This is a genomic window from Streptomyces sp. NPDC039465 (genome assembly GCF_055639315.1).
The window spans coordinates 222,134-245,162 of the sequence record NZ_JBVKAP010000002.1; the positions used below are offsets into that span (position 1 = coordinate 222,134).

At 71.9% G+C, this 23,029-nt stretch carries 25 protein-coding genes; 6 read left to right on the top strand and 19 right to left on the bottom strand.

The features are described 5' to 3' along the window. Positions 1 to 115: 115 nt before the first annotated feature. The 7 genes from ACZ7LT_RS07205 to ACZ7LT_RS07235 form a co-directional block, all read right to left on the bottom strand. Positions 116 to 904 carry a putative protein N(5)-glutamine methyltransferase gene (locus ACZ7LT_RS07205; protein ID WP_471234989.1) on the bottom strand — a complete coding sequence of 263 codons (789 nt, stop codon included), beginning with the start codon at positions 902 to 904 and terminating at the stop codon, positions 116 to 118. Between the two features lie 305 nt (positions 905 to 1,209). Beyond that, on the bottom strand, positions 1,210 to 1,587 hold the full coding sequence (locus ACZ7LT_RS07210; protein WP_471234990.1) for a peptidase inhibitor family I36 protein: 378 nt from the start codon (positions 1,585 to 1,587) through the stop codon (positions 1,210 to 1,212). Then, positions 1,584 to 2,297 (bottom strand): hypothetical protein, encoded by a 714-nt coding sequence (locus tag ACZ7LT_RS07215; protein ID WP_471234991.1) that lies wholly within the window; start codon positions 2,295 to 2,297, stop codon positions 1,584 to 1,586. The genes ACZ7LT_RS07210 and ACZ7LT_RS07215 overlap by 4 nt, the downstream gene beginning before the upstream one ends. Positions 2,298 to 2,747: 450 nt before the next feature. Further along, positions 2,748 to 3,464: a polysaccharide deacetylase family protein gene (locus ACZ7LT_RS07220; protein WP_471235601.1), complete on the bottom strand. Its 717-nt coding sequence runs from the start codon at positions 3,462 to 3,464 to the stop codon at positions 2,748 to 2,750. Positions 3,465 to 3,769: 305 nt separating this feature from the next. Beyond that, positions 3,770 to 4,150 (bottom strand): hypothetical protein, encoded by a 381-nt coding sequence (locus tag ACZ7LT_RS07225; protein ID WP_471234992.1) that lies wholly within the window; start codon positions 4,148 to 4,150, stop codon positions 3,770 to 3,772. 122 nt (positions 4,151 to 4,272) lie between these two features. Continuing rightward, entirely contained in the window at positions 4,273 to 4,956 is a 684-nt protein-coding gene (locus tag ACZ7LT_RS07230; protein ID WP_471234993.1) for a DUF6766 family protein, read from the bottom strand. A gap of 86 nt (positions 4,957 to 5,042) precedes the next feature. Next, the gene (locus tag ACZ7LT_RS07235; protein ID WP_471234994.1) at positions 5,043 to 5,450 is read right to left on the bottom strand and encodes a hypothetical protein; all 408 of its coding nucleotides are present in this window, start codon (positions 5,448 to 5,450) and stop codon (positions 5,043 to 5,045) included. 227 nt (positions 5,451 to 5,677) lie between these two features. Here ACZ7LT_RS07235 and ACZ7LT_RS07240 point away from each other — a divergent pair, with 227 nt between their 5' ends. Beyond that, positions 5,678 to 6,220: a DUF6328 family protein gene (locus ACZ7LT_RS07240; protein ID WP_471234995.1), complete on the top strand. Its 543-nt coding sequence runs from the start codon at positions 5,678 to 5,680 to the stop codon at positions 6,218 to 6,220. Here the strand turns inward: ACZ7LT_RS07240 and ACZ7LT_RS07245 are convergent. Both ACZ7LT_RS07245 and ACZ7LT_RS07250 read right to left on the bottom strand, forming a co-directional pair. Then, positions 6,202 to 7,758 (bottom strand): ATP-dependent DNA ligase, encoded by a 1,557-nt coding sequence (locus ACZ7LT_RS07245; RefSeq protein ID WP_471234996.1) that lies wholly within the window; start codon positions 7,756 to 7,758, stop codon positions 6,202 to 6,204. The genes ACZ7LT_RS07240 and ACZ7LT_RS07245 overlap by 19 nt on opposite strands. A 57-nt stretch (positions 7,759 to 7,815) precedes the next feature. Next, positions 7,816 to 8,451 carry a TetR/AcrR family transcriptional regulator gene (locus tag ACZ7LT_RS07250; protein WP_471234997.1) on the bottom strand — a complete coding sequence of 212 codons (636 nt, stop codon included), beginning with the start codon at positions 8,449 to 8,451 and terminating at the stop codon, positions 7,816 to 7,818. A gap of 87 nt (positions 8,452 to 8,538) precedes the next feature. Here ACZ7LT_RS07250 and ACZ7LT_RS07255 point away from each other — a divergent pair, with 87 nt between their 5' ends. From ACZ7LT_RS07255 to ACZ7LT_RS07265, 3 genes are all read left to right on the top strand, one after another. Continuing rightward, the gene (locus tag ACZ7LT_RS07255; RefSeq protein ID WP_471234998.1) at positions 8,539 to 9,057 is read left to right on the top strand and encodes a PH domain-containing protein; all 519 of its coding nucleotides are present in this window, start codon (positions 8,539 to 8,541) and stop codon (positions 9,055 to 9,057) included. Continuing rightward, positions 9,054 to 10,607 carry a PH domain-containing protein gene (locus tag ACZ7LT_RS07260; protein ID WP_471234999.1) on the top strand — a complete coding sequence of 518 codons (1,554 nt, stop codon included), beginning with the start codon at positions 9,054 to 9,056 and terminating at the stop codon, positions 10,605 to 10,607. The genes ACZ7LT_RS07255 and ACZ7LT_RS07260 overlap by 4 nt, the downstream gene beginning before the upstream one ends. Positions 10,608 to 10,723: 116 nt before the next feature. Next, entirely contained in the window at positions 10,724 to 11,767 is a 1,044-nt protein-coding gene (locus tag ACZ7LT_RS07265; protein ID WP_471235000.1) for a phosphatidylinositol-specific phospholipase C domain-containing protein, read from the top strand. Positions 11,768 to 11,804: 37 nt separating this feature from the next. On the opposite strand, the gene ACZ7LT_RS07270 is transcribed toward ACZ7LT_RS07265, so the two are convergent. The 6 genes from ACZ7LT_RS07270 to ACZ7LT_RS07295 all read right to left on the bottom strand — a co-directional run bounded on the left by ACZ7LT_RS07270 (position 11,805) and on the right by ACZ7LT_RS07295 (position 17,046). Then, positions 11,805 to 12,773 (bottom strand): DUF6397 family protein, encoded by a 969-nt coding sequence (locus ACZ7LT_RS07270; RefSeq protein ID WP_471235001.1) that lies wholly within the window; start codon positions 12,771 to 12,773, stop codon positions 11,805 to 11,807. A 99-nt stretch (positions 12,774 to 12,872) separates the two neighbouring features. Next, on the bottom strand, positions 12,873 to 13,289 hold the full coding sequence (locus ACZ7LT_RS07275) for a roadblock/LC7 domain-containing protein (RefSeq protein WP_471235002.1): 417 nt from the start codon (positions 13,287 to 13,289) through the stop codon (positions 12,873 to 12,875). 146 nt (positions 13,290 to 13,435) lie between these two features. Beyond that, positions 13,436 to 14,059, bottom strand: coding sequence for a GTP-binding protein (locus tag ACZ7LT_RS07280; protein ID WP_471235003.1), 624 nt, complete (start codon positions 14,057 to 14,059; stop codon positions 13,436 to 13,438). 273 nt (positions 14,060 to 14,332) lie between these two features. Then, the gene (locus tag ACZ7LT_RS07285; RefSeq protein ID WP_471235004.1) at positions 14,333 to 15,358 is read right to left on the bottom strand and encodes an NAD(P)/FAD-dependent oxidoreductase; all 1,026 of its coding nucleotides are present in this window, start codon (positions 15,356 to 15,358) and stop codon (positions 14,333 to 14,335) included. Further along, positions 15,355 to 15,969: an isoprenylcysteine carboxyl methyltransferase family protein gene (locus ACZ7LT_RS07290; protein ID WP_471235005.1), complete on the bottom strand. Its 615-nt coding sequence runs from the start codon at positions 15,967 to 15,969 to the stop codon at positions 15,355 to 15,357. Before ACZ7LT_RS07290 ends, ACZ7LT_RS07285 begins: the two co-directional genes overlap by 4 nt. 18 nt (positions 15,970 to 15,987) lie before the next feature. After that, positions 15,988 to 17,046 carry a type III polyketide synthase gene (locus tag ACZ7LT_RS07295; protein ID WP_471235006.1) on the bottom strand — a complete coding sequence of 353 codons (1,059 nt, stop codon included), beginning with the start codon at positions 17,044 to 17,046 and terminating at the stop codon, positions 15,988 to 15,990. 77 nt (positions 17,047 to 17,123) lie between these two features. Between ACZ7LT_RS07295 and ACZ7LT_RS07300 the strand changes: the two genes are divergently transcribed. Next, complete coding sequence (locus tag ACZ7LT_RS07300; protein ID WP_471235007.1) at positions 17,124 to 18,056, top strand: UbiA family prenyltransferase; 933 nt, start codon at positions 17,124 to 17,126, stop codon at positions 18,054 to 18,056. Positions 18,057 to 18,072: 16 nt separating this feature from the next. Here the strand turns inward: ACZ7LT_RS07300 and ACZ7LT_RS07305 are convergent, their stop codons facing one another. After that, on the bottom strand, positions 18,073 to 19,062 hold the full coding sequence (locus ACZ7LT_RS07305; RefSeq protein WP_471235602.1) for a polyprenyl synthetase family protein: 990 nt from the start codon (positions 19,060 to 19,062) through the stop codon (positions 18,073 to 18,075). 174 nt (positions 19,063 to 19,236) lie between these two features. On the opposite strand from ACZ7LT_RS07305, the gene ACZ7LT_RS07310 reads away from it, so the two are divergent. Then, the gene (locus tag ACZ7LT_RS07310) at positions 19,237 to 19,767 is read left to right on the top strand and encodes an SMI1/KNR4 family protein (RefSeq protein WP_471235008.1); all 531 of its coding nucleotides are present in this window, start codon (positions 19,237 to 19,239) and stop codon (positions 19,765 to 19,767) included. Between the two features lie 50 nt (positions 19,768 to 19,817). Here ACZ7LT_RS07310 and qhpG read toward each other — a convergent pair whose 3' ends face one another. Genes qhpG through ACZ7LT_RS07325 form a run of 3 tightly spaced genes read right to left on the bottom strand, consistent with a single transcriptional unit; the run spans position 19,818 to position 23,012 of the window. Further along, positions 19,818 to 20,897, bottom strand: coding sequence for a flavin-dependent monooxygenase QhpG (gene qhpG, locus ACZ7LT_RS07315; RefSeq protein WP_471235009.1), 1,080 nt, complete (start codon positions 20,895 to 20,897; stop codon positions 19,818 to 19,820). Then, positions 20,894 to 22,216 carry a radical SAM protein gene (locus tag ACZ7LT_RS07320; RefSeq protein ID WP_471235010.1) on the bottom strand — a complete coding sequence of 441 codons (1,323 nt, stop codon included), beginning with the start codon at positions 22,214 to 22,216 and terminating at the stop codon, positions 20,894 to 20,896. The genes qhpG and ACZ7LT_RS07320 overlap by 4 nt, the downstream gene beginning before the upstream one ends. Next, positions 22,209 to 23,012: a hypothetical protein gene (locus ACZ7LT_RS07325; protein WP_471235011.1), complete on the bottom strand. Its 804-nt coding sequence runs from the start codon at positions 23,010 to 23,012 to the stop codon at positions 22,209 to 22,211. Before ACZ7LT_RS07325 ends, ACZ7LT_RS07320 begins: the two co-directional genes overlap by 8 nt. Positions 23,013 to 23,029 lie beyond the last annotated feature (17 nt).

A 23,029-nucleotide genomic window follows, 5' to 3' on the forward strand; every position in this document is an offset into this window, starting at 1 on the left:
GAACATCCCCACGCACGCACGTGTGTAGCCGGCTCCCGGTAGTGCGGGAGCGTCTCGGCCCGCCCACGGGCGGGGCGCCGCGTCTGCCGCGCGGCAGACGCGGCGCCCAGCTTCATCAGCGCTCTTCCGGCCGGCCGAGGGAGGGGCGCGACCCGACGACCACGGTGGCGTCCAGGTCGTCGCAGCCGACGATCCGCGGGACCAGACCATGGGCGTTCATCGCGGCCGCGGTGTGCGGTGCCTGGCGTTCACTCGTCTCGATGAGCAGGCTTCCGCCGGGTGCCAGCCAGGTGGTGGCCCCTTCGGTGACGCGGCGCTGGACGTCCAGGCCGTCGGCACCGCCGTCGAGGGCAACGAGCGGCTCGTGGTCGCGGGCCTCCGGCGGCAGGAAGCCGATCGCCTCGGACGGTACGTACGGGGCGTTGGCAACCAGCACGTCCACGCGGCCCCGCAGCTCGGCGGGGAGGGGTGCGTAGAGGTCGCCCTCGTAGGCGCGGCCCCCGACAGCGGTGACATTGCGCCGTGCGCAGCGCACGGCGGCGGGGTCGACGTCGGCGGCGTGCAGCTCGATGCCGTCGACGGCGGCGGCCACGGCGGCGCCGACGGCGCCGCTGCCGCAGCACAGGTCGAGGACGACCGCCCCGGGGCGGGCCAGGGCGACGGCCTGCTGGACCAGGAATTCGGTTCGGCGGCGGGGAACGAAGACACCGGCGTCGACGGTGATCCGCAGACCGCAGAACTCGGCCCAGCCGAGGACGTGTTCCAGGGGGAGCCCTTCGACGCGGCGGTCGACCATGGTGTCGAGGTCGGCGTCCGTGCGGGCTGCGGAGATCAGCAGCTCGGCTTCGTCCTCGGCGAAGACACAGCCGGCGGAGCGGAGCTTGGTGATGACGGTGGCGTGCATACGGGGTGAAACGGTGAGGGACAAGACGGCCTTTCGGGATGCCCTGGGGCGCTCCCGTGGTCGACCTTGTCGGTCAGACCGCACATCCGTGAGGCGAGAGCACCCTGCCTGAACTGGCGTTGATGGGTCTCACCTCCTTGGTCTGCGTACCGGAGCCGCAACCATACATGATCGACAACGGTCGCTCGCAAGCCCGGGAGCGGGCGGCGGACATCCCGCTACGAGGTCACTCCCCCCTCGTCCGGGGCCCGGGTTGGGGCCCCGGACGAGGGTCATCCTGAAGGCCAGGATGCGGGTGGCCGTGATCAGCAGCTCATGGCCCAGGTGTGGGAGTCGCCGTGGTCGTTGGCCGCGCCGTTGTAGCCGACCTCCTGCCCCGGGGCCAGACAGATCGTCATGTGCCCGCCCTGGTGGGCGCGCGAGAACACCTTCACATGGTCCTTGACGCCCGGACCGGAGATGCCGTGGTTGGCCCAGGAGGAGTCCTCGTCGGCGATCCAGCTCTCCCACCAGCCGTCGTCGCCGCTCCAGTTGGCCCTCTGGCCGTCGAAGTTGGCGTTGGTCCAGGTGCAGAAGTGGCCGCTGGGACAGTCGGCCGCGCCGGCCGGTGCGGCGAGGGCGAGGCCGCCGGTGGCGAGGAGCAGCGCCGCGGCGGCGCCGACGAGGCTGTGCTTCAGGCTCATGTGCCGTGTGTGCCTTTCGGTTGGATGGTGATCGCGGGGTCGGCGCCCATGAGCGCCGACGCCCGCCGCAGTGCGCGGGTGCGCAGCTGCTGGTAGGTGGTGAGCTGATCGCGGCGTTCGGCGCGCACGCGGGCCAGCTCGGCCGGCTCCAACCGGGCGCGTACCCGTACGAGCCCGCTCTGCACGGCGCAGCGGTCCGCGACGGCCGGGGGGACGCGGTCGGGCAGGGAGCCGCGGGGCGGGGCGGCGCAGTCGGTCCAGCGAGCCATGGCGGCACGGTGGGCGGGGTCGGTCTTCATGCGGTCCGCGGCGAGGGCCCGCAGGTTGTTGACGGTGACCTGGGCGTGGAACCAGCGCCGCTGGTCGCCGTAGAGGGTGTGCAACGCGTCGGCGAGGCATCCGTCGGTGTGGGCGGTGACGGTGGCCCCGGTGGGGAGCGTGAGGGACAGTTCGCTCGGTCCTGTGCCGAACAGCGTGGCCTGGAGCCGAGGGTCTTCGGTGCTGCGGGTCCGGGTGGGGAGGGCCAGCCCCTGTCGTGCGAGGCAGCGAGTGACGAGGGTGAGCTGGGCGGCCTTGAGGAGGTCGTCGTCGGCCGGGTCCGTGACGGGGGCGGGGTTCCGGGTCGGGGCGGCCGGGGCGGGGACGGGGGTGGTGCAGCCGGTCAGGAGGAGCGCGGCGGCGGTGACGGCCGGGGCGAGCCTGCGGAGCATGGTGGTTCCTCGGGGTGCGGGCCCCGGTCCTCGATCGTCGGGGGTACATCACTTTCGATGCCCGCCTCGGGCACGGAGATGCGAGGTGTCACCCGAAGGAGAAAGGGGCGCGCGGGGACCCGGGAAAGCCGTGCGGTCCGGGGCGCCGGGCGGGGCAACCGATGAACCGATTCGCCGGGGCCGTCGAATGCGGGTGCGAGTCGTCAACATGGAGCCGTCGATACGGAGTCGTCATCACGGCGAGATGAGGGGCGGCGGGGCCGGGTACGACGAAGCCCCGGTTGGACGGGGGATTCCAACCGGGGCCGTTCGTGGTGACAGCGCGGGTCCGGGATGCCGTGCCCTGCGCGGTCACATATGCATGAACAATAAACCATCGGGATGGGTTCCCGAGGCTGTCCGATAGTCGGTGTGAGCCACCTCACCGCCAGGTCATGTGCGGTGCCGGGGCTACGGCCGGTAGACCTCGCCCGGCTCCGCCTTGCCCGGGGCGAGCAGCTGGGGCACGGTCACGAAGGTGAAGCCCCGCTTCTTCAGCTCGTCGATGACGCCGGGCACGGCGGGCACGGTGCCGTCGTAGATGTCGTGCAGCAGGATGATCCCGTCCTTCTCCGCGCCGTCGAGGACGCGCTGCTGTATGAGCTTGGAGTCGGTCGTGGAGTAGTCCTTGGCGGTGACACTCCAGAGCACCTGCGCGAGGCCGAGTTCACGGCTGACGTCGGAGACGGTGTCGTCGGTCCGGCCCTGCGGGGGCCGCATCAGGGTCGGCTTGCGACCGGTCAGCTTCTCGATGGCGTCCTGGGTGCGGGAGAGCTCCGCGCGGACCTCTTCGGGCTCCAGGTCGGTGAGGATCTGATGCGTCCACGTGTGGTTGGCGACCTCGTGCCCTTCGGCGGCGATCCGGCGCACGACCTCGGGGTAGCGGTCGACGTGCTTCTTGCCGAGCAGGAAGAAGGTGGCCGGGACCTTCTCCTTCTTGAGGGTGTCGAGCAGGCGGGGCGTGTCCTTGCCCGGGCCGGCGTCGAAGGTCAGGGCGATGCACTTGGCCTTGCGACAGTCGACCGCGCCCGCGGGGGCCTTGGCGTCGGCGCCGGCCTCGTCCCTGACGTCCACCGGGGAGACCGGATCGACGCCGCAGCCGCCGAGCGCGAGGACCAGGGAGGCCATCGCCAGCAGAGCGACTCCGGTCCTCCGGCGGGCAACCCTCTTCTTCCTGATCATGCACAACTCACTTTCACGGTGTTCGGCGTGAGCACACCCGACCGGGCCCGGGCAGGCGTGATCAACTGGCACGCCGTGCACTCTACACGCGGTGTATACATGGCATGTATAGGGGGTGTGGGCACGCCTGGGCACCCCTGTGGGGAGGTCAGGAGGTCAGCGGGAAGGCGGGCGGCGGGCGCACGACGGCCCCCGCCGGTGAGTACCGGCGGGGGCCGGGAGGAGCCTGGTCGGTCCTTGCGCCCGTGTCGTCAGCGGGAGGCGAGCAGCATCCGCGCCTCTGTCTCCTGGTCGCCCGAGACCGACTGCAGCGACCGTACGTCGAAGCTGCCGGCGAGGGCCTTCTCGATCTCGTCCACGGCGTGGTAGCCGCCGGTGAGCAGCGCGCCGACCTCGGCGGTCAGATGCGCGGGTGGCAGCGGCTCCCGGCTTGCCGGGCGGGCCGTGTCGAACGTGGCGAGCCAGACCGTGGTCTCCGGGCCCTGCGGGGTCGGCTCCTTGGAGACGGACATGTCCTCACACACGAAGACCCGGTCCAGTACGTCGAACACGGCCTTCGCGTCTGCCTGGACACAGCCGCTCAGCTGCACCGTGACGTCGGTGTCGATGTTCCTGTCCTCCACGTCGTTCATCTCCTCGTGACCCGGAGGGACGGCACGGACGGCGTCCCCAGCTCCCTTGCTTCTTACAGCATCCCTTTTCGGAGCCCCTTGTGCAGTGTGGTGGCCCCCTGGTCCCGCGGGGCGGAACGAGATCACCCCTCGATCCCGGTGGCGTCATGGGAGGCCCCGACCGGTTTGGACTCCGGTGATCCGCGCTGGCGCAGATACACGGCGAAGATCGCCATCGAGCCGACGGCCAGCAGCTCGGACTGCCAGTTCTGGAGGGTGCGGCTCCAGAAGTCGGCCGAGAGGAGGTAGCTCGCCCAGGGGACGGGTTCCTCGAGGCCGCGCAGGCGTTCCTCGCTCAGCGCGGCCGCGCCGGAGATGGACTGGGCGAGCCATGAGCCGAGGAACGCGGTGAGCATCACGATGCCCAGGGATCGCGAGTACACGGCCTGGCGCACTCCGCCCGCGGCGGCCCAGCGCGGGGAGTCCTCGCGCGCGTGGCGCCCCACGCGCTGGTCCTTGTCGGATTCGAGGCCGGCCTTGTGGAGCTCCTTCGACTCCGGCGAGCCCCGCTGGAGGAGCCAGACGGTGCTGAAGAGGAAGAGGAAGAACTGGAGGTACTCGGACTGCCAGTTCTCGGTGACGTCGACGGCGAAGTGGGAGGTCGCGACGTACTCGAAGAAGCCGACCGGGCGTGCCCCGTCCGACTGGAGCTCCTCGTTGAACTCCGCGCGGCCCGCGAAGGCCTGGCCGAGCAGGCTGAGCAGGAATCCCATGCCGAACACGACCGAGATGCCGTTGTCCTTGAGGAAGCGTGACAGGCGGGTCATCCGTGGAGCGCTCCTACGACGGAGAAGTAGACAAGCCCGCAGACCAGCCCGACCAGGTAGATCACGAACATGACGCGCATCGGTCCTCAGTCTCCTTTCAGGAGACAGCGGTAGGGCCTGCCCTCGCGGGGTGTGCAGCCTGCCGCGCTGATCCGCCAGCCGTCCGGGAAGGAGGTGAGGAAGTAGGTGTCGGTGGCGAGTTCGACCCGGGCCTGGCGGCCGTACACGTCGGTGGAACGGATCGCGCCCGGCTCGGGCAGGTCCGCCTCGGCCAGCGACTGGGCGCAGGTGGGGCCGCCGGTGTGGACCGCTTCTTCCCTGGTGGCGGGGGTGAGCAGTGCGCAGGCGGCACGGAAGTCACCCGCGGCATGGAGGGCGGCGAACCGTTCCGTCGCCTTCCTCACGGCCTCCTGTCGGTCCTGGGGCACCGCACAGCCGCTCAGCGGGACGGCCGCCATCAGAGTGAGGACGGCGAGCCGGGCGATCGTGCGCACGTAGGGGTGTCCCTCCTGCCGAGCGGCGGAAGTGGGGCGACCGTACGAGCATGAGGGGGCGGCGACGGGCGGTCACGCTCCGGTGGTGCGACACCCGTGGGTTTCGTCCGGGTGCCGTACTGGCGGGATTCCGGGTGCGCGATTCCAGGTGCGAGGTGGCGTACAGCGGGATTGGGAAGCGCCGGTGTGGTTATCCGCCTGATGTGGGGCCGGATTCGGGAGGTCGAATGTCCGAGCAGATACGCCAGGGCTCGCAGGAGAGTGAGCGGGACCGGCGGGACAGGCAGGCGCGCGTCGAGGGCAAGGGCCGGGACGAGACGCCTGAGGAGCGGGCCGACCGGCGCTGGATCGAACTGATGCAGGAGATCCGGGTCGCCCAGACGGGTGTGCAGATCCTCTTCGGCTTCCTGCTCACTGTCGTCTTCACCCCGCGTTTCCCGGAGCTGGCGCCGACCGAACGGACCATCTACATCGTGACCGTGGCACTGGGTGCCGCGGCGACGGGTGCGCTGATCGGGCCGGTCTCGTTCCACCGGATCGTGGCGGGCCGACGCATCAAGCCGCAGACCGTGGAATGGGCCTCGCGGCTCACCTTCATCGGTCTGGTGCTGCTCCTCGCGACGCTGACGTCGGCGCTGTTGCTCATCCTGCGGGTGGCCAGTGACGGCGGGTTCATCCCATGGCTGGTGGCGGGGCTGATCGCTTGGTACCTGCTGTGCTGGTACGTGCTGCCGCTGTGGGCACGCCACCGCTACACCAGCGGCGGCTGAGTCCTCAGCACGTCCTCGACGGTGTCCGCCTCGGCGGCGGGTTTGTCGGGGCGGTGGCGCAGGACCCGGGCGAAACGCAGGGTCACCCCGGCCGGGTAGCGGGTGGAGCGCTGGAGGCCGTCGTAGGCGATCTCCACGACGAGTTCGGGGCGCACGCGCACGGTGAACCCGTCATCCTCGACGGCCAGTTCACGCAGCCGTTCGGTCTGCCAGCGGAGCATCTCGTCGGTCAGGCCCTTGAACGTCTTGCCGAGCATCACGAAGCCGCCGTCGGCCGCGCGGGCGCCGAGGTGGAGGTTGGAGAGCAGCCCGGTGCGGCGGCCGTGGCCGTATTCGACGGCGAGGACGACGAGGTCGAGGGTGTGGACCGGTTTGACCTTGAGCCATGAACGGCCGCGGCGGCCCGCGGTGTAGGGCGCGTCGAGCGCTTTGACCAGGACGCCTTCGTGGCCGCGGTGGAGGGTCTCGGCGAGGAAGGCTTCGGCCGCCTCGGTCTGCGGGGCCGAGGTGGGGTCCTCGACGACGAGGCGGCGGACTCTCAGGGGCTCTGGCAGGAGCCGGGCGAGGACCAGGTGGCGTTCACGGCCGGGCCGGTCGATGAGTACCTCCCCGTCGGCGGCGAGGACGTCGAAGAAGACCGGGAACAGGGGCAGGGTGGCGCGCGCGGTGGAGACGTCGAGTCGGGAGCCGACGCGGGAGGCGATGTCCTGGAAGGCGGCGGGCCGTCCGGCCGGGTCCAGGGCGATGACCTCGCCGTCGAGGATGAAGGCGTCGGCGGGTACGTCCTGGGCCACGGCGACGACGTCGGGCAGCCGGTCGGTGATGTCGTCGAGGGAGCGGGTGTGCACGCGGATGTCGTCGCCGGAGCGGTGGACCTGGATGCGGATCCCGTCGAGCTTCTCCTCGACGACGCAAGGTCCCAGCGTGCGGACTGCTTCGGTGACGGACGCCGCGGTGTGGGCGAGCATGGGCTGGACGGGGCGGCCGACCCGTAGACCGAAGGCGGTCAGGGCGGTGTGGCCCTGGTCGAGCAGGGCCTGGGCGACGCGGGGCAGCGAGCCTTCGAGCATCACGGCGCGGCGGAGGTCCGCCGCGGGTACGCCGGCCGCGCGGGCGACGCCCTCCAGGGCGATCGCGTCGAGTGCGCCCTGCCGTACCTCCCCGCTGAGCAGCCTGAGCAGGAATTCCTGTTCGGGGAAGGTGGCGGCCGCCATGAGGGTGCGGACGAGGCGCTTGCGCTCGGTCTGGGAGCCGGGGCCGGAGAGCCGGGCGAGGGCGGTCATCGTGGCGTCGGTGTCGGCGAGCGTGAGGGTGGGCTCGTCGGCGGGCGGGATCGCCGGCGGCAGGGCGTCCTTCAGGGTGCTCCAGCCCACGCCGATGCGGCCCTGCGGGAGTTGGCCGGCGAGGTAGGAGATGGCCAGCGGGCTCTCCTCGGGGCGGGCCTCGGCGAACAGGGCGGCCAGCGCGGCGATCTTCTCCGACCGGGCGGAGGTGGCGGCGATGCGGCGCGAGACGTCCGCGAGGCGGGCCAGCAGCATGCCGCCATGGTGCACGCGGGGCGCTCCGGCCGCACCCGGGCGCGGGCTGGACGCCTCCTATGGCTGCCCGGGGGAATCGTCGGCGGGGGTGAAGAGACGGCCGAGGTGCTGGTCGAGCAGTTGCTCGGCCCGCTCAGGGGTCTGCACGTCGAGCAGGGTGTACGCGGTGAGGCCGTCGGCCAGGCTGATCAGCAGCATGGCCTCGGCGTCGGGGTCGCGGTCGGCGGCGATCTCGCCGCGGTCCTGTGCCTGGCGTAGCAGGTCGGCGAAGAACGCGGCCAGTTTGGGGATTCCCTCGCGGGCTTCGGCGCGCAGCTCCTTGTCGTGTACGGCGCGGGCGAAGTAGGCGGCGGAGACGCGGTGGCCGATGCGGCTCTTGTCGTCGAGGGGAAGCATGCCGCCGAGGCAGGCGCGCAGGATGGCGCGGGGCGGGGGCTGTTCGACCATGCCGGCGGCCATCTCCTCGATCCGGGTGCGGATGCGGTCGGCGCCGAGGGTGTTGATGTAGCGCAGGGCGAAGAGCAGCATCTCGTCCTTCGTGCGGAAGTAGTGCTGCAGCCTGCCGAGCGAGATGCCCGCCTCCGCGGCGACGTCCCGCAGGCTCACGCCGTCCAGGCCACGGGTGCTGGCGATCCGCCAGAGCGCCTCGGAGATCTCCTGGCGTCTGGCTTCGTGGTCGACCTTCTTGGGCATTTTCGCTCCCACTCCCTTTCGCAAGTCACTTGTACTGTTGTAACGTATCGCTATCCAATACAGTTGACTTGGAAAGCGGTACCGCCCATGTCCACGCCCGCCGCACCCGTGCTCAGGCCGCCCCGCCATCGGGCGGATCCACGCGCCCTGCGCTGGTGGACCGTCCAGGCCCTGCTGACCGTGAGCGGACCGATGCTGCTGGTCGCGCTCACGCTCACGGCACTCTGCGCCCTCTTCTTCGCGGGAGCCTTCGCCTGGCTCGGCCCGCTCCTGCTGGTCACGCTGGTCCTGCCCGCCGTCGGCTATCTGACGCTGATGCCCCGCGGGCGGTACGCCGTCCAGGCCTGGGAGCTGGGGCAGCATTCGGTGTACGCGGCGGGAGGCTGGATATGGCAGCGGCGAAGGGTCGCCCCGCTGTCCCGGGTCCAGACGGTGGACACGGTGCGCGGGCCGGTGCAGCGGCGCTTCGGCCTGGCGACGGTCACGGTCACCACCGCCTCCACAGCCGGCGACATCCGGATCGCCGGACTCTCCGACGCGGACGCCGAACAGCTGGCCCGGCGGATCGGTGAGGCGGCCCAGGCCGTTCCGGGAGACGCCGCGTGAGCGCGCCGACCGGGGGTCAGGGGACGGCCACTGCCACGGGCGCGCGCCCCCAAGGCACCCGGGCCGGAGGACGCTGGCGCAGGCCCGCCGCGCGCACCCTCCTGGTGCACTGCGGCTGGCTGGCCGCGCCCCTGGGATCGCTCGTCCTCACCGCGCTGGCCACCGGCGGCCGCATCGGCACCGCCGGGCTGATCACGCTGGCCTCCATCGCCGGCACGTTCGCGGTGCTCACCCTGGTCGGAGGTCTCAGCTGGAGCCGTACGCGCTACCGCGTGAGCGCGGACAGCCTGGAGGTGCACAGCGGCGTGCTGAACCGACGGCGGCGCAGCGTGCCGCTGTCCCGGATACGGTCGGTGGACCTGACGGCCACTCCCCTGCACCGAATACTGGGCCTGACCGTCGTCCGGGCCGGCACGGCAGGCTCGGGGACGGCCGGGGAGATCACCCTCAACGCCCTGACCGTCAAGGAGGGCGAACGGCTGAGGGCCGCCGCCTCGCAGCACGCCGGGCGCACGGCCTCCCTCGATGACCACGAGCCGCTGCTCGCCCGGATCGACTGGCGCTGGCTGCGGTACGCGCCCCTCACCTTCTGGGTGATCGGCGGTGTCGGCGTGGCCGTCGGCACGGTGCTGCGCGTCCTGGACGCGGCCGACGTCGAGTGGTGGAAGACCGGCCTTGTCCGCGACGGTTTCGACGAGTTCGGACGGAGCGTGCTGTGGGTGACCGTGCCCGCGCTGCTGATCGCCGTCCTGACGGCCGGGTCCCTCGGCGCGCTCGCGCTGTACGTGGAGAACTGGTGGGGGCTGCGGACCGAGTGGAGCGACGACCGCACCCTGACCGTACGCCGGGGGCTGCTGACGACCCGGTCGGTGGGGATCGAACGGGACCGGCTGCGAGGGGTGATGCTCCGTGAGCCGCTGCTGCTGAGAGCGGGCGGAGGCGCCACCGTCCAGGCGGTGGCGGGCGGCCTGGGCGATGCCGAGGAGGCCCGGCGGCGCGGCGCCCTGCTGCCGCCCGCCCCGCGCGCGACGGCGCTACGGGTCGCCGCGGGCGCCCTGCGCCGGTCGCAGGCCTCGCCGTTCGGGCAGCCCTCGCTCACCGCGCACCCGCGCGCGGCGCTGCACCAGCGCGTGCGGCGCGGGCTGTACGTCGCCGTGCTGCCGCCGGCCGTCGCCCTGCTGGGCCTCGGCGTCCTGCTCACCCCCGTGCTGCTGCCCTGCGCCTGGATGTACGCGACGGTCGCGACGATCGCCGTGTGGCTCCTCGCCCGCGACGCCCACCGAAACCTGGGCCACGGGCTGAGCGGGCCGTATCTGCTCGCCCGCTCCGGTACGTTCAGCCGCGACACGCTGGCCCTGGAGCGCGACGCGATCGCCGCCTGGACCCTCACCACCTCCCCGTACGGCCGGCGCCATGGGCTGGTCACCCTGACAGCCGCGGTGGCCGCGGGCGGACACGGCTATCGCATCCCCGACCTGGACGCCGAAGAGGCACCGGCGTTCGCGGCCACGGCCGCGCCCGGCATCCTCGACGAATGGCTGGTTCGCTGACGGTTGGTCAGCTGAGCCGTCCGGTCATCGTACGTCCAGCAGCACGCTTCCCGTAGGACACTCAACTCCTCTACTGTCCCTCCGACTTGACGCGCTTCGACGGAGGGCAGGGGACCATGAGGAAGCCGTTGCGCACAGCCGCGACCACCGTGGCGGCGGGGGTGCTCGCGGTCGCGTTCCTGCCGGGCCAGGCCCGCTCCGCCGACCCCGGTCAGCTCGCCTACTCGGCGACTACCGGGGTCGGCGTGCACAACGCCTACGAGAAGTCGAAGTACCCGCACTTCGCCGACGCGCTGGAATCCGGCGCCGCGATGCTCGAAATCGACGTGTGGACCAACGCGTTCGGCCGGGGCTGGCGGGTCTCGCACAGCAACCCGTTCGGCAACGACAACAACTGCGAGAACGCGGCACACGCCGGCGAGCTGCGCACCAAGTCCCGCAACCAGGATCTCGGCGGCTGCCTCGCCGACATCCAGGCCTGGCACAACGCCCACCCCGGTCACCGGCCCGTGCTGCTCAAGGTCGAGCTCAAGGACGGCTTCCAGGGGAAGTACGGACGGGGACCCGCCGCACTGGACGCCCTGCTGACGGCCAAGCTGGGCGACGCGCTGCTGCGGCCCGCGGACGTGGTGGGCGGCCACCCCGACCTCGACACCGCGGTCCGCGCCGGCGGCTGGCCCAGCCGCTCGGCTCTGGCCGGGAAGTTCCTCGTGGAACTGATACCGGGCACGGTCGAGGAGGACAACCCGGCCGACACCCTGTGGACCGACCGCGAATACGCCATGCACCTGCGGGACTTGGCGGCGGCCGGACGGCTGCGTGAGGCAGCCGCGTTCCCTGCGGTCCACCGGGCCCAGGCGGGCGACCCCCGAACACGGTACGCGGACGCCGGCATCCGCCCGTGGTTCGTCCTCTTCGACGGCGACGCATCCACCTATACGGGCAGCTCCATCGACACGGCCTGGTACGCGAGCCGGAACTACCTCGTCGTCATGACGGACGCGCACAACGTCGCCCCCGCCATCGACGGCACCCGCCCCACCGAAGCCCAGGCCCGCGAGCGGGTCGGGCTGCTCGCCGGCCGCCATGCGAACGTGGTGTCGGCGGACTGGTACCCCCTGCCCTCCGTCCTGTCCTCGGTGGTCCCGCGCGGCCAGTGACCGCCGCACCACCCGTCGGCGTGGGCGAAGCCCCAGGTCAGCGCTTGGCCCGCGCCTCCCTCCCCCGCAGCAGTCGGTCCAGCAGCACCCGCCGCACCCGCCGCACCGGCGGGCGCTGCACGGCCGGCCGCGGCAGCGCCAGATGCAGCGGCACGTGCGCGGGCAGCGCGGTCATCGGCGGCAGCGGCAAGGGGCGCGTCCGGGCGCCCGGAGCCGTGCCCGCGACCGCGGCCGTGCGATCGGGCTCCGGGCGGGGCGCGGCCCGTACCACCCGGGCGCGGCCCAGGGTCTCGCCCAGCTGCGTCCGGTGCCACAGGATCTCGTCCGGATCGTCCGCCAGCATCAGCCGGTCGGCGAGCTCCCGCGCGGAGGCCGACTCCGGACGGTACGGCGGATCGGGGCGCAGCCGGTCGAGATAGGCGCGCTCGTACGGGTCGGCCACGACTTCGGCCAGCTGGACCGGGTCGAGCAGGGAGGCGATGGCCGCTGCCTGCTCCCAGGGATCGTCGGTGCCACGGAGCAGCAGCCCGAGGCGGTGGGTCCGCCAGTTGCGGGGCCGGTGGTCCACCCCGTCGTCGAGTTTGGCCCGTAGCTCCTGCGGCAGCCTTCCGCTCAGCAGGTCAGGATGCCCGGCGCCGAATTCGCGAACTCCGCCGGCCAGATAGAGCCAGACGACCGCGCGGTAGCGGTTGAGATAGAAGCGGACGGGGCTGATGTGGCCGGTGCGGGCCAGCCTGGTGAAGCGGTCCGGTGGAACGCCGAGCAGTGCGGCGGCCTCGGTCGTGCCCACCGCACGGACCCTTTCACGCAGGCCGTCCGGGAAGTCCGGCGACCGGCGGAGCCTGCCGACCTCCTCCTCGGTGACTCTCGGTCGCGTCCCCGGCGCGCCCGGGACGGAGCGGACGTGCCCCAGCTGCACGGCGAGCTCCAGCTCGCCTCGCCTGAGCTCCAGTTGCTGTGCGGCGCGCCCGAAGGCGAGCGTACGTACGACTTCCGTCACGGTCATGACGGTCCTCCCCCGTGAGTGCGAATACTCTCGGTGACGACCGTAGCGCCGACGCGGCCCGGCCCGCTCGGCCTGTGGATAACCCTCCCGGGTGGCCGGTCAGCCGCGCCTGGCGGCGCCGCTTCCGTCGGGCTGGCGAGCCGCCACGCCCAGGTGTTCGCCGACGCGGTTGACCAGTAGCGTCATCTCGTAGGCGACTTGACCGACGTCCGCCTCGGCCGCGCTCAGGACGCACAGGCAGCTGCCCTCGCCCGCCGCGGTGACGAACAGGAGTGCTTCGTCGAACTCCACCATCGTCTGCCGTGCCTTGCCCGCCCGGAAGTGGCGTCCCGATCCCCGTGCGAGGCTCTGCAGTCCGGCGGAGACGGCGGCCAGATGCTCCGCGTCCTCACGGGCCAGTCCTGTGCTCGCCCCGGTCACCAGCCCGTCGTTGGACAGTACGAGCGCGTGCCGGATCGACGCGACCCGCTCTGTCAGGTCGTCCAGAAGCCAGTCGAGTCCCTTGTCCAGCGCCATGTTCGGTCCTCCCCGTTACGTTCCCCGTGGTCCCCGTGGTCGTCCCGTTGTGCCGCCTTGCGTCCGTAAGCCTTGCGTACTGACGTGAGCAGAGCAAGCACCCCACCGAGGCCGGTGTCTCCGACCGACCGTGGTCAGCGGCCGCGTCAGCCGACGGAGTCGAGGAGGCGGGCGGTGTGCATCCGGCCCGCGTATTCGACGAGCCGGATCAGGACTTCCTTGCCCGAGTCCCGGTCGCGGGCGTCGCACAGCACGACAGGCGTTCCGCGGTCGAGATCGAGGGCTCGCGACACGTCGTGCGCGCCGTACGCGCGAGCGCCCGCGAAGCAGTTGACGGCGACGACGAACGGGATGCCGCGGTGCTCGAAGTAGTCGACCGCGGGGAAGCAGTCCTCCAGGCGTCGGGTGTCGGCGAGGACGACGGCTCCCAGTGACCCCTGGGACAGTTCGTCCCACAGGAACCAGAAGCGGTCCTGCCCCGGGGTGCCGAAGAGGTAGAGGGAGAGCCCGGAGCGGATGGTGATGCGGCCGAAGTCCATGGCCACGGTCGTGGTGGTCTTCTGGCCGACTCCCCCGGTGTCGTCGACGCTCTGCCCGGCCTCGCTGAGCAGTTCCTCGGTACGCAGGGGCCGGATTTCGCTGACCGCTCCCACCAGGGTGGTCTTGCCGACGCCGAAACCGCCGGCTACGAGGATCTTCAGCGCGAGGGCGGCGGTGTCGTCGTCGCCGAGGGGGTCCGCGTCGACGGTGTCGGAGCGCTCGGGGGCCATCGTTCACTTCTCTCGTCAGGGCCAGCGGGAAGAGGAACCCCAGTTCAGAGGTGGTGCGGGGGGATGGTTCGGTCAGCGGTCGGCCGTCGGCTGCACATGTGTTCTCAAGCCGGGGCAGCAGTATGGCAATCGCGGCCCCCAACCGGCGGGGCGGACCGTTCTTTACGTGATGTGACCGATTCCCGCTCGATGCTGTTCGCCTGCGCCCGAGATCCGTCGTTCCCCGGCCGGCGGGCGACAGGTCACGTACGCCAGGCCTCGCCGGGTCGGTGTTCAGGCGAGCAGGTTCACGCCGCGTGTGAACACCCGGGGCAGCCGCGCCGCGAGCGGGACGATCCGCGGGGCGAGAGCGGGTTGGTGGCGGGCCCAGAGCAGGGAGCCGGTCAGCAGCCGGTAGCTGCGCGAGATCCGCCGCCACGCGCGCTCGTACTCGTCGGGACGGCCGGCCCGTACGCAGCGTACGAGCTCACCGGCCCCCGACAGGGCGACGGTGAGGCCCTCACCGGTCAGCGCGTCCACGTACCCCGCCGCGTCCCCGACGAACAGCACACGCCCGGCGACCCGCACGCGCGCGTGCTGGCGCAGCGGCCCCGCCCCGCGCACGGGCGTACAGGCCGCCCCGGACAGCCGCTCCCTCAGCAGCGGGAAACGGGCGAGCTGGGCGTCGAAGGGGACCTGCTGGGCGGTGAGCACGGCGACGCCCACCCTGTCGGGGGCGATCGGGGTGACGTAGGCCTCCGAGCCGGCCGACCAGTGGACCTCCACCAGCTCGTCGGCCGGGGCGACGGCGTAGTGGCGGCGCAGTCCGTAGCGGGCCGGCCGGCCCTTCATGGGCGTCCCGTGCAGGCCGAGGAAGCGCCGCAGCGGCGAGTGGAGTCCGTCGGCCGCCACCAGATAGCGGGCGGTCATCCCGCCGGCCACCACGCGCGTGGTGGTCTGGCGCAGCTCCTCGATCCGGCGGGGCAGGAACCGTACGCCCAGTTCGGCGGCGCGTGCGGCGAGGGCCGCGTGCAGGGTCGTACGGCGTGTGCCAAGGCCGTGGCCCGTGTGGAAGTAGGCGTCGGCGCCCGCCCCGGTGACGGCGTCCAGGTAGCGGATGCCGTGGAACGGCTGGCCGCCCACGGAGACGCCCAGTTCACGCAGCCGGCGTACGGCCGCAGGCATCAGCCCTTCTCCGCAGGCCTTGTCGACGGGGGTGGGGCGGGGCTCGGCGACCACCACCTCCAGTCCGGCGAGGGCGCCGTGGATGGCGGTGGCGAGTCCGGCGGGTCCGCCGCCCGCGATCAGCAGGTCGATCATCGCGCCGGGCCCGTCGCCATGGCGGCGGGCGCACCGTGGCCGCCCCTGGTGTCATCCGTGGCGGCTCCCAGGGCTGTGCCCAGGGCGGTTTCCTCGCACCGGATGCGTACGACCAGCAGCAGGGCGTTGAGCGCGGTGAAGCAGAGGGCGGTGAGCCAGGCGGTGTGGACGAGGGGCAGGGCGATGCCTTCGACCACGACCGCGAGGTAGTTGGGGTGCCGCAGCAGGCGGTAGGGGCCGGCGGTCGACAGCGCGAGGCCGGGCACCACGATCACGCGGGTGTTCCAGCGGGGTCCGAGGCTGACCACGCACCACCAGCGCAGGCCCTGCGCGCCGAGGGCCAGCACGAGCGCGGGCCAGCCGATCAGGGGCAGGAACGGGCGGTCCGCGAGCCAGGGTTCGGCGAGGCAGCCGATGAGCAGCGCGGTGTGCAGGACGACCATGGCGGGGTAGTGGCCGCGGCCGTGTTCCCGTCCGCCGCGGGCAAGGCTCCAGGCGGTGTTGGTACGGGCGGTGCTCAGTTCGGCGAGCCGCTCGCACGCGACGAGGAGGACGAGCGCCGAGTACAGGGCCGTCGTCAGGGGAAGGGCGTGGGTGAGGGTGGGCGTCATGGCGTGGGTCACCTGCTGTCACCAGCGCAGTAGGACGAGTTCGGAGGAGAAGCCGGGCCCGAAGGCGATCATCAGACCCGCCGTTCCGGGCTGTTGGGGTTCGGCGTCCCGCACGTCCCGCAGGATGTGCAGGACGGAGGCGGAGGAGAGGTTGCCCGCGGTGGCCAGCGACCGGCGGCTTGCCGCGAACGCCGTGTCGGGCAGGCCCAGCGCGCCGGAGAGGACGTCGAGGATCTTCGGCCCGCCGGGGTGGCAGATCCAGGTGGCCACGTCGGACGGTTTGAGGTCGTGGGCGGCGAGGAACGACTCGATTTCCTCGGCGACGTGCAGACGGATCAGGTCGGGCACCTCGCGGCTCATCACCATGCGGAAACCCCACTCGCCGATGTCCCATCCGAGCAGCTGTTCCGTGCCGGGGTAGAGCCTGCTGCGCGTGGCCACCACGGTGGGTCCTGGGGCGCCGTCCAGGGGATGGTCGCGGCCCACCGCAAGCAACGCGGCGGCGCCGTCCCCGAACAGGGCCCCGGCGACGAGGTTCGCCATCGAGGTGTCCGTGCGCTGCAGGGTGAGGGAGCAGAGTTCGGTGGAGAGCAGCAGCGCTGCGTGGCCGGGGCGGCCCGCCAGGTAGTCGTGGAGGCGCGCCACCCCGGCGGCTCCTGCGGCGCAGCCGAGGCCGAAGAGCGGGACGCGCCGTACGTCCGGGCGCAGTCCGGCCGTGGCGGCGAGGCGGGCTTCGAGGGAGGGGGTGGCGATGCCGGTCACGGTCGTCGACATGACGAGGTCGACGTCCTCGGCGCGGAGCCCCGATTCGGCGACGGCGAGGCCGACCGCCCGGACGCCGAGGGTGAGGGCCGTCTCGATGAAGATGTCGTTGGCGTGGGTGAACCCGCGGGCCGCGGCGTAGTGGTCCAGCGGCATGGCCAGATGGCGTGTGTCGACCTGCACGGACGCGTGGACACGGCGCAGCAGGGCGCGGTCGGATCCGGGCGGCAGGCAGCGGGCGATGGCCTCCGTGATCTCCCGCTGCGGGTGGCGGTGGGGTGGGAACACCGCGCTCACTGCCAGCACACGTGTCATTGCCCCAACATAGAAAGGTTTTGACACAAGCTCATGAAATCGGACATAACCGGCGCGCCGTGGCCTAGCGTGGCGGGGTGCCGAGCAGAACCACCGAGAGAAGACGGCGGCCGCCCGGGCCCCCCGGAGGGGGGCGACGGCGGGCGCCCGCGGTCACCCCGTCCCGTACGCCGAGGCCGGTCGTCGGCCTGCTGAAGGCCTGCCATCCGCTGCCGGCCGCGGCGGTCACCGCGGTCACCGCCGCACTCGTCGTGGCCATGGGACACGGCGCCGCCGACGGAACGCTCGTGGTACTGGCCGTCGCCGCCGGGCAGTTGTCGGTCGGCTGGTGCAACGACCGCGTCGACCTGGGGCGGGACCTGGCCACCGGCCGCCGTGACAAACCGCTGGTGACGGGTGAGGTCTCGCCCGGCGCGGTGGCCGCCGCCGCGGCCACCGCGCTCGCCCTGTGCCTTCCACTGTCGTGGGCGTGCGGGTGGCTCGCGGGCTGCGTCCACCTGGGCTGTGTGGCGGCCGCGTGGTCGTACAACCTCTGGGTGAAGCGCACGCGCGCCTCCTGGCTGCCGTATGCCGTCGCCTTCGGCCTGCTGCCCTCGTTCGTCTCCCTGAGCCTGCCCGGGTCGCCGTGGCCGCCGCTGTGGCTGACGGCGGCGGCCGCGCTCCTCGGCGCGGGCGCCCATGTCGCCAATGTGCTGCCGGACATCGACGGTGATGTGGCGACGGGTGTGCTGGGCCTGCCGCAGCGGCTGGGCGCACGGCGCTCGGGGCGGCTGGCAGCCCTGCTGGTCCTCGCCTCGTCCGTCGTCCTGGCCGTGGGACCGCCGGGGCCCACGGCGCCGTACGGATGGCTGGTGACGGCGGCCACGGGCACCCTGGCGCTGGCGGCGTGCGCCCCGGCCACCCTGATCCCTCCTCAGGTGCCGTTCCGGGCCGTCCTGCTGATCGCCGGCATTGACGTCGGACACCTGCTCGTCCGCAGCGGGGAGCTGGGTCCGGGAGCGGGACTGTAGGCGCGCCGGGAGCGGGCTAGGAGGCCGCCCCTACGGGGGCGAGATCAGCCTGGAGCAGCATCTGGGCCGAGTGGTCCACGAGTCCTCGCAGGATGGGCGTGTGGGCTACGTCGCCGTTCAGCTCGTCCAGGAGACGGTGGGCCTCGCGCCGGAAGGCGTCGAGGTCGTCGGCGTAGGCACCCAGGACCTCCGGTGCCAGCAGCAGGTGTGCGAGCTCGGACCGCGCCCGGTCGGAGCCCCGCGAGGCGGCGTGGAGGGTCAGGATGTGCTCCCGGGAGTCGGGGGAAGCGTCCTCGAGGGCGCAGGCGAGCAGATAGGTGACCGTTCCGTTCAGCAGGTCCTCGTTACGGCCGGAGAGAATGTCTTCCTGGTCGTTGAACAGCTGCCACAGAATGCCGAATACATCGCCGAACTCGCGCCAGAGTTCTATTCGCTCGCCGGATGCCTTCGCCCATGTCGCGGCCATTGCGGTGATCATCCCGAAGGGGCCGCCGGATTTTCCTCGGTATATGGCGGTGACCGACTCCCGTGTGGCGCTTCGGATGTCTCCGCGCATGTCGACCAGCTGGCCCTCGGTGCCGGCGATCCAGCCGTTCATGAGCTCGGCGGTCAGCGCGCCGCGCACCTCGTGGGGCAGCGGCTGCGCCTGAATGACCTGCATGGGCAGCGCGTTTCCGGTGATGACGGCCGCGAGCACCGATTCATCGACACCGAGGTCACCGGCGGGGAGGGTGCCCTGCCCGTCGGCGAGGTCGTCGAGATAGCACGCCGAGGTCCACCACAGGACGTGCACGGCGGAAAGGGGAAGGGCGGGGCGGAATGCGCCCGTCTCGACGGCGTGCACCAGCAGAGGCAGGACCGACAAAGGATGCCGCAGTTGCTGATGTCGCATGAGGGCGGAGACCGCGTTCTTCACGTTCGGGGACGAGCCGAGCAGTTCGAGAGCTGCTTCCAATTCCGCGTCGATCTCCTGGGAGACTTTCCGGTGGAGATCGACGTACGACATCGAATTCACGTGGCCACTTCCGTTGTGAGAAATATTTTCCGGCGTTGATTCGATCATCAGCCTCGGAAGCGAGCTAGAGCGATTTTCCGCCATGGCCGGTTCCCGCCACATGCTCCGGCTCGTCGGGGCGGCGCCGGTCGGGGCGATGTCAGTGGGGGCGGCTAGCCTGCGGGCATGATCGAAACGATGAGCGACGACCGGGTGTTTCCGCCCGCCCTGGCCGAGGTGGCCCGGGTGGAGTTCGAGTACGGCGAGGAGGGCGAGGGCGTCGACTTCGAGCCGTACGGCGCCTTCGACTCCGCGGAGGAGACGACCGACTGGCTGCGCCACTGGACCGGCAACCACGAGCTCAGCGGGGACGCCTTCCGCGTCTTCGGTCAGGACGGCACCGGCGGTCTCGCCGCCGTCTGGTGCGTCAGGCCCGGGCGGCCCCTCGCCGAGCAACCGGTGGTGTTCATGGGCTCGGAGGGCGAACGCGGCGTGGTGGCGGGCGACCTTTCCGGCTTCCTGTGGGTGCTCGCCGACGGCTTCGGACCCATGGAGGCGGCCTTGTACCCGGAGCGGACCGTCCGCCCTAACCCGACCCTGGCAAAGCTCGCCGCCCGCCACGCGACGACGCCGCGCCGACCGGCCCGGGACATCATCGCCGAGGCACAGGCCGAATTCCCCACCTTCGACGAGGACATAGACGCGCTCTGCCGCTGACGAGGTGCGGTCAGCGGGAGGCTCACATCACCGACTGCGAAGTCCCCCCGTCAAGGTGGCGGCAGCAGGCCGGCTGAGGAGGGCGCGAGGGCCCGCGGGGTCCAGAACCGCCCGTCCCGCACCCGGTGCTGACGCCGGTAGTGCTCCGCGCCCAGCCCGTCATGATGTCGGGCAAGGCGCCGCACGTGCTCCTGGTAGAAGGCGGCGGCCGTGGAGGCGGCGGCGGGCCGCCGGAGGATGCTGTGGGCGGCCACGCTGGCTTGCATGGCCGTGGTCATCGCGGTCTGAACGCCTTGGGCGGACAGCGGGTCGAGGGTCAGCGCCGCCTCGCCGATCTTGATCCAGTCGGGGCCCACGGTGTGCTCGGCGATCGAGCCCGTCGCATCGCAGGCGTACGTTCCGGTGAGCTGTGTACCCAGGCCGGAGCCCGCCAGGTCCCAGGCGGACAGCAGCGAGCGGTAGAGCCGATGCCGTCCGTGTTTGTCCAGTGCGGTGCACCGGTCGCGTTCCATGAAGACCATCGCGTTGACCGTGGTGTCCGGAAGCAGCGCGGCGAAGAGCCACTCGTCGTGCCCCGCCTCGACCCGGACGTCCGGTCCGTCCCACTCTCCGGGGCGCCAGTATCCGTAGAGGGCGGTGGTCCGCGCGCCCGCGCGGTGGCGGTTGTGGCGCAGGAGACCTGTCCGTCCGCCGGCGTCGACGAGGAACCGGCAATCCAGCTCGAACCGTTGACCGGACTGCCGCACTTCGACGCGCCAGCCGCCCTCGTGCCGGCGCGGGTGGCGGGCGAGGGCGGGTTGCGACACCCGCACTCCGGCCCTTCGCGCCTCGTCCAGGAGGAAGGCATCGAACACAGCGCGGTCGGCGACGAACGTCGGTGAGCGGTGCTCGTCGCCCGCCCACCGCGCGAGCAGCTCCGCGGGGCGCAGACCGGCGGGGGTGGGATGGCCCAGCGCGTCCAAGACCTGCGCGATTCCTGGTGCCAGGCATTCGCCGAGCCGGCGGCGGGGGAACGCCGCGCGTTCCACGAGGTGGACTGAGTGCCCGAGCAGGGCGAGCCGGCGGGCGGCGGTCGAGCCCGCGGGGCCGCCGCCGATCACGCAGATGTCCGCCCTGACGGTCGCCGTCACCGGCCGCGGGCGATCGTGTCGAGGTACTCGGGCCGCTTCTCCCTCAGCCGCGCGTACATGCACAGGCAGTGGTGGAGCCAGCCCCGGATGTAGTCACAGGCCGGGCGGCCACGCCCGATCACCTCGTGGTGGCAGCCTCCGCCGCACAGGTACCGCGCCCAGCAGTCGGAGCACGGCCGCTGGCGATGCACGTGCCGGTCGTCCAGCCACTTCAACTGCCGTGCTGGATCAACGCCGGTGAGGACGTCGCCCATCTTGCGCTCGTCGTCGCCGACGAAGCGGTGGCAGGCGAACAGTTCCCCGTCGGCGGACGCACCCAGATATCCCGCCCCGGCACCGCACGGGTACGGGCGGTGGGTGCCCCGATGGATCTCCCGCAGCGCATTGACGGCGTTGAGGAAGGGATAGTCCCTGCCGTTCTCGACCCGCTCCTCGAAACGCTCGGCGCAAGCGGTCATCTGTTCGAGCATGGCGGTCAGGTCGGACCCGGCCATCTCGTCGGCGCCCGTGGGCGAGCTGAGCATCGGCGAGAACCCGACACTGTCGAACCCCAGGGAGATGAATTCCTCCAGCGTCTCCGGAAGAGACAGGTTCCGCGGTGTCACGGTGACGCGGGCGGAGACGCTCATGGGTCGCCGTCGGTCGTTCAGCAGCGGCTCCAGACGCCTGAGCACCCGATCGTAGGTGGGACGTCCGTTCCTCGTGGGGCGCAGGCGGTCGTGTACGGCGCCCACGCCGTCGAGGCTGACCGTGACGGCGAATCCGTGCCGCGCGAAGAACTCGGCGTCGTCGGGCGTGACCAGGGTGCCGTTCGTCGTGACCGAGTATCCGACGCGGACTCCGCGCTCGGCGGCGCGCGCGGCGGCGTGCTCGGTGGCGGACCGCAGGACGCGGCGATTGGCGAGCGGCTCGCCGCCGAGGAACACGAGCGTGACCTGCTCCCCGGGGGCCGCGTCGTCCACCAGGCGGTCGACCGCCGCGTGGGCGACCTGCTCGGACATGAGCTTGGCGGCACCGCCGAAGTCGCCCTGTTCCGCGTAGCAGTAGGTACAACCCAAGTTACAGGTCTGTGCGATGGCGAGGGAGATGGAGCGCAGCGGGACCTCGGCGGGGGTCTCGTCGAGCGACACGGGGACGTCCAGGCCGAACCGGGCGAGCAGGGCGCTCGCGGCGGCCTCGTCCCGGGCCACGGCCGCGTCGTCGAAGAGCCCCCGGACCTCCGGCGGGATCGCGTAGACGAGCGAACCCTCGGAGACGAGGATGTGCGGGCCGGTCCCTCCGTCGAACAGGTGATAGCCGCGGACCCGAGGCTCAGTCACCGTCGCGTTCATCGTGGTCCTTTCCCTCACGAACGAAGCTCAGCTTGTCCTCCCAGCCGGCGATGATGTCCGCGTGCTGGAGCAGGTCCGCCTGACGAAGCGTGTAGACCTTGGGGGTGGTGGGTGTCCGATCACGCTGGAGCCAGTTGTGACCACGGCTGCCGTCGGCCTCGTCGGCCTCGACGTTGACGTAGTCGGGCCTGCTGGCGGCCCAGTAGTAGCAGCCACAGCCGATGAAGTCGTTCTGCCAGGGGGAACAGAGGCTCTGCGTCAGCTCACCGGGCTGGGCGAGTTCGCGGCTGAGCACCGCGGTGCGGGCGTCCTCCCCGCCCTCCGGGCCGGACTCCTCGAAGATCTTCCGGACCCTCAGCGAGACGTCCTGCTCGCCGTCGTCGCCCTTGGTGAAGGTGCACCGGACTTCCTGCCCTGCCTTCTGGGCGACGTCGGCAAGGGCGTTGGACCATTCCAAGGACCAGTTGCCCAGACTCTCGCTGGCCCCTCCGGGCGAGCGCGGGCCGGTGACCTCGATCCAGACCGGATGCCCGTCGACGGCGAGCAGGATCTCGCCGACAAGCGCCCGCACCTCCTCGGGCGCGTCGTCGTCGGCGGCCAGGACCAGGGCGACCGCCTCGTGCAGCTCGATTCCGGCGAAGACGCGGCGCCACAGATTGCGCAGGTCCAGTTCAAGGCCGGGGTAGAAGTTGCCGACGGAGGACGCCGGGGTCGTAGCGGGAGGGTTGCCGCGTGCCCGGTACGCGAGTTGGGCGGTCAGGTTCCGGGGCGAAATCGGTTCCACGGCTACTCCTGGGCTCT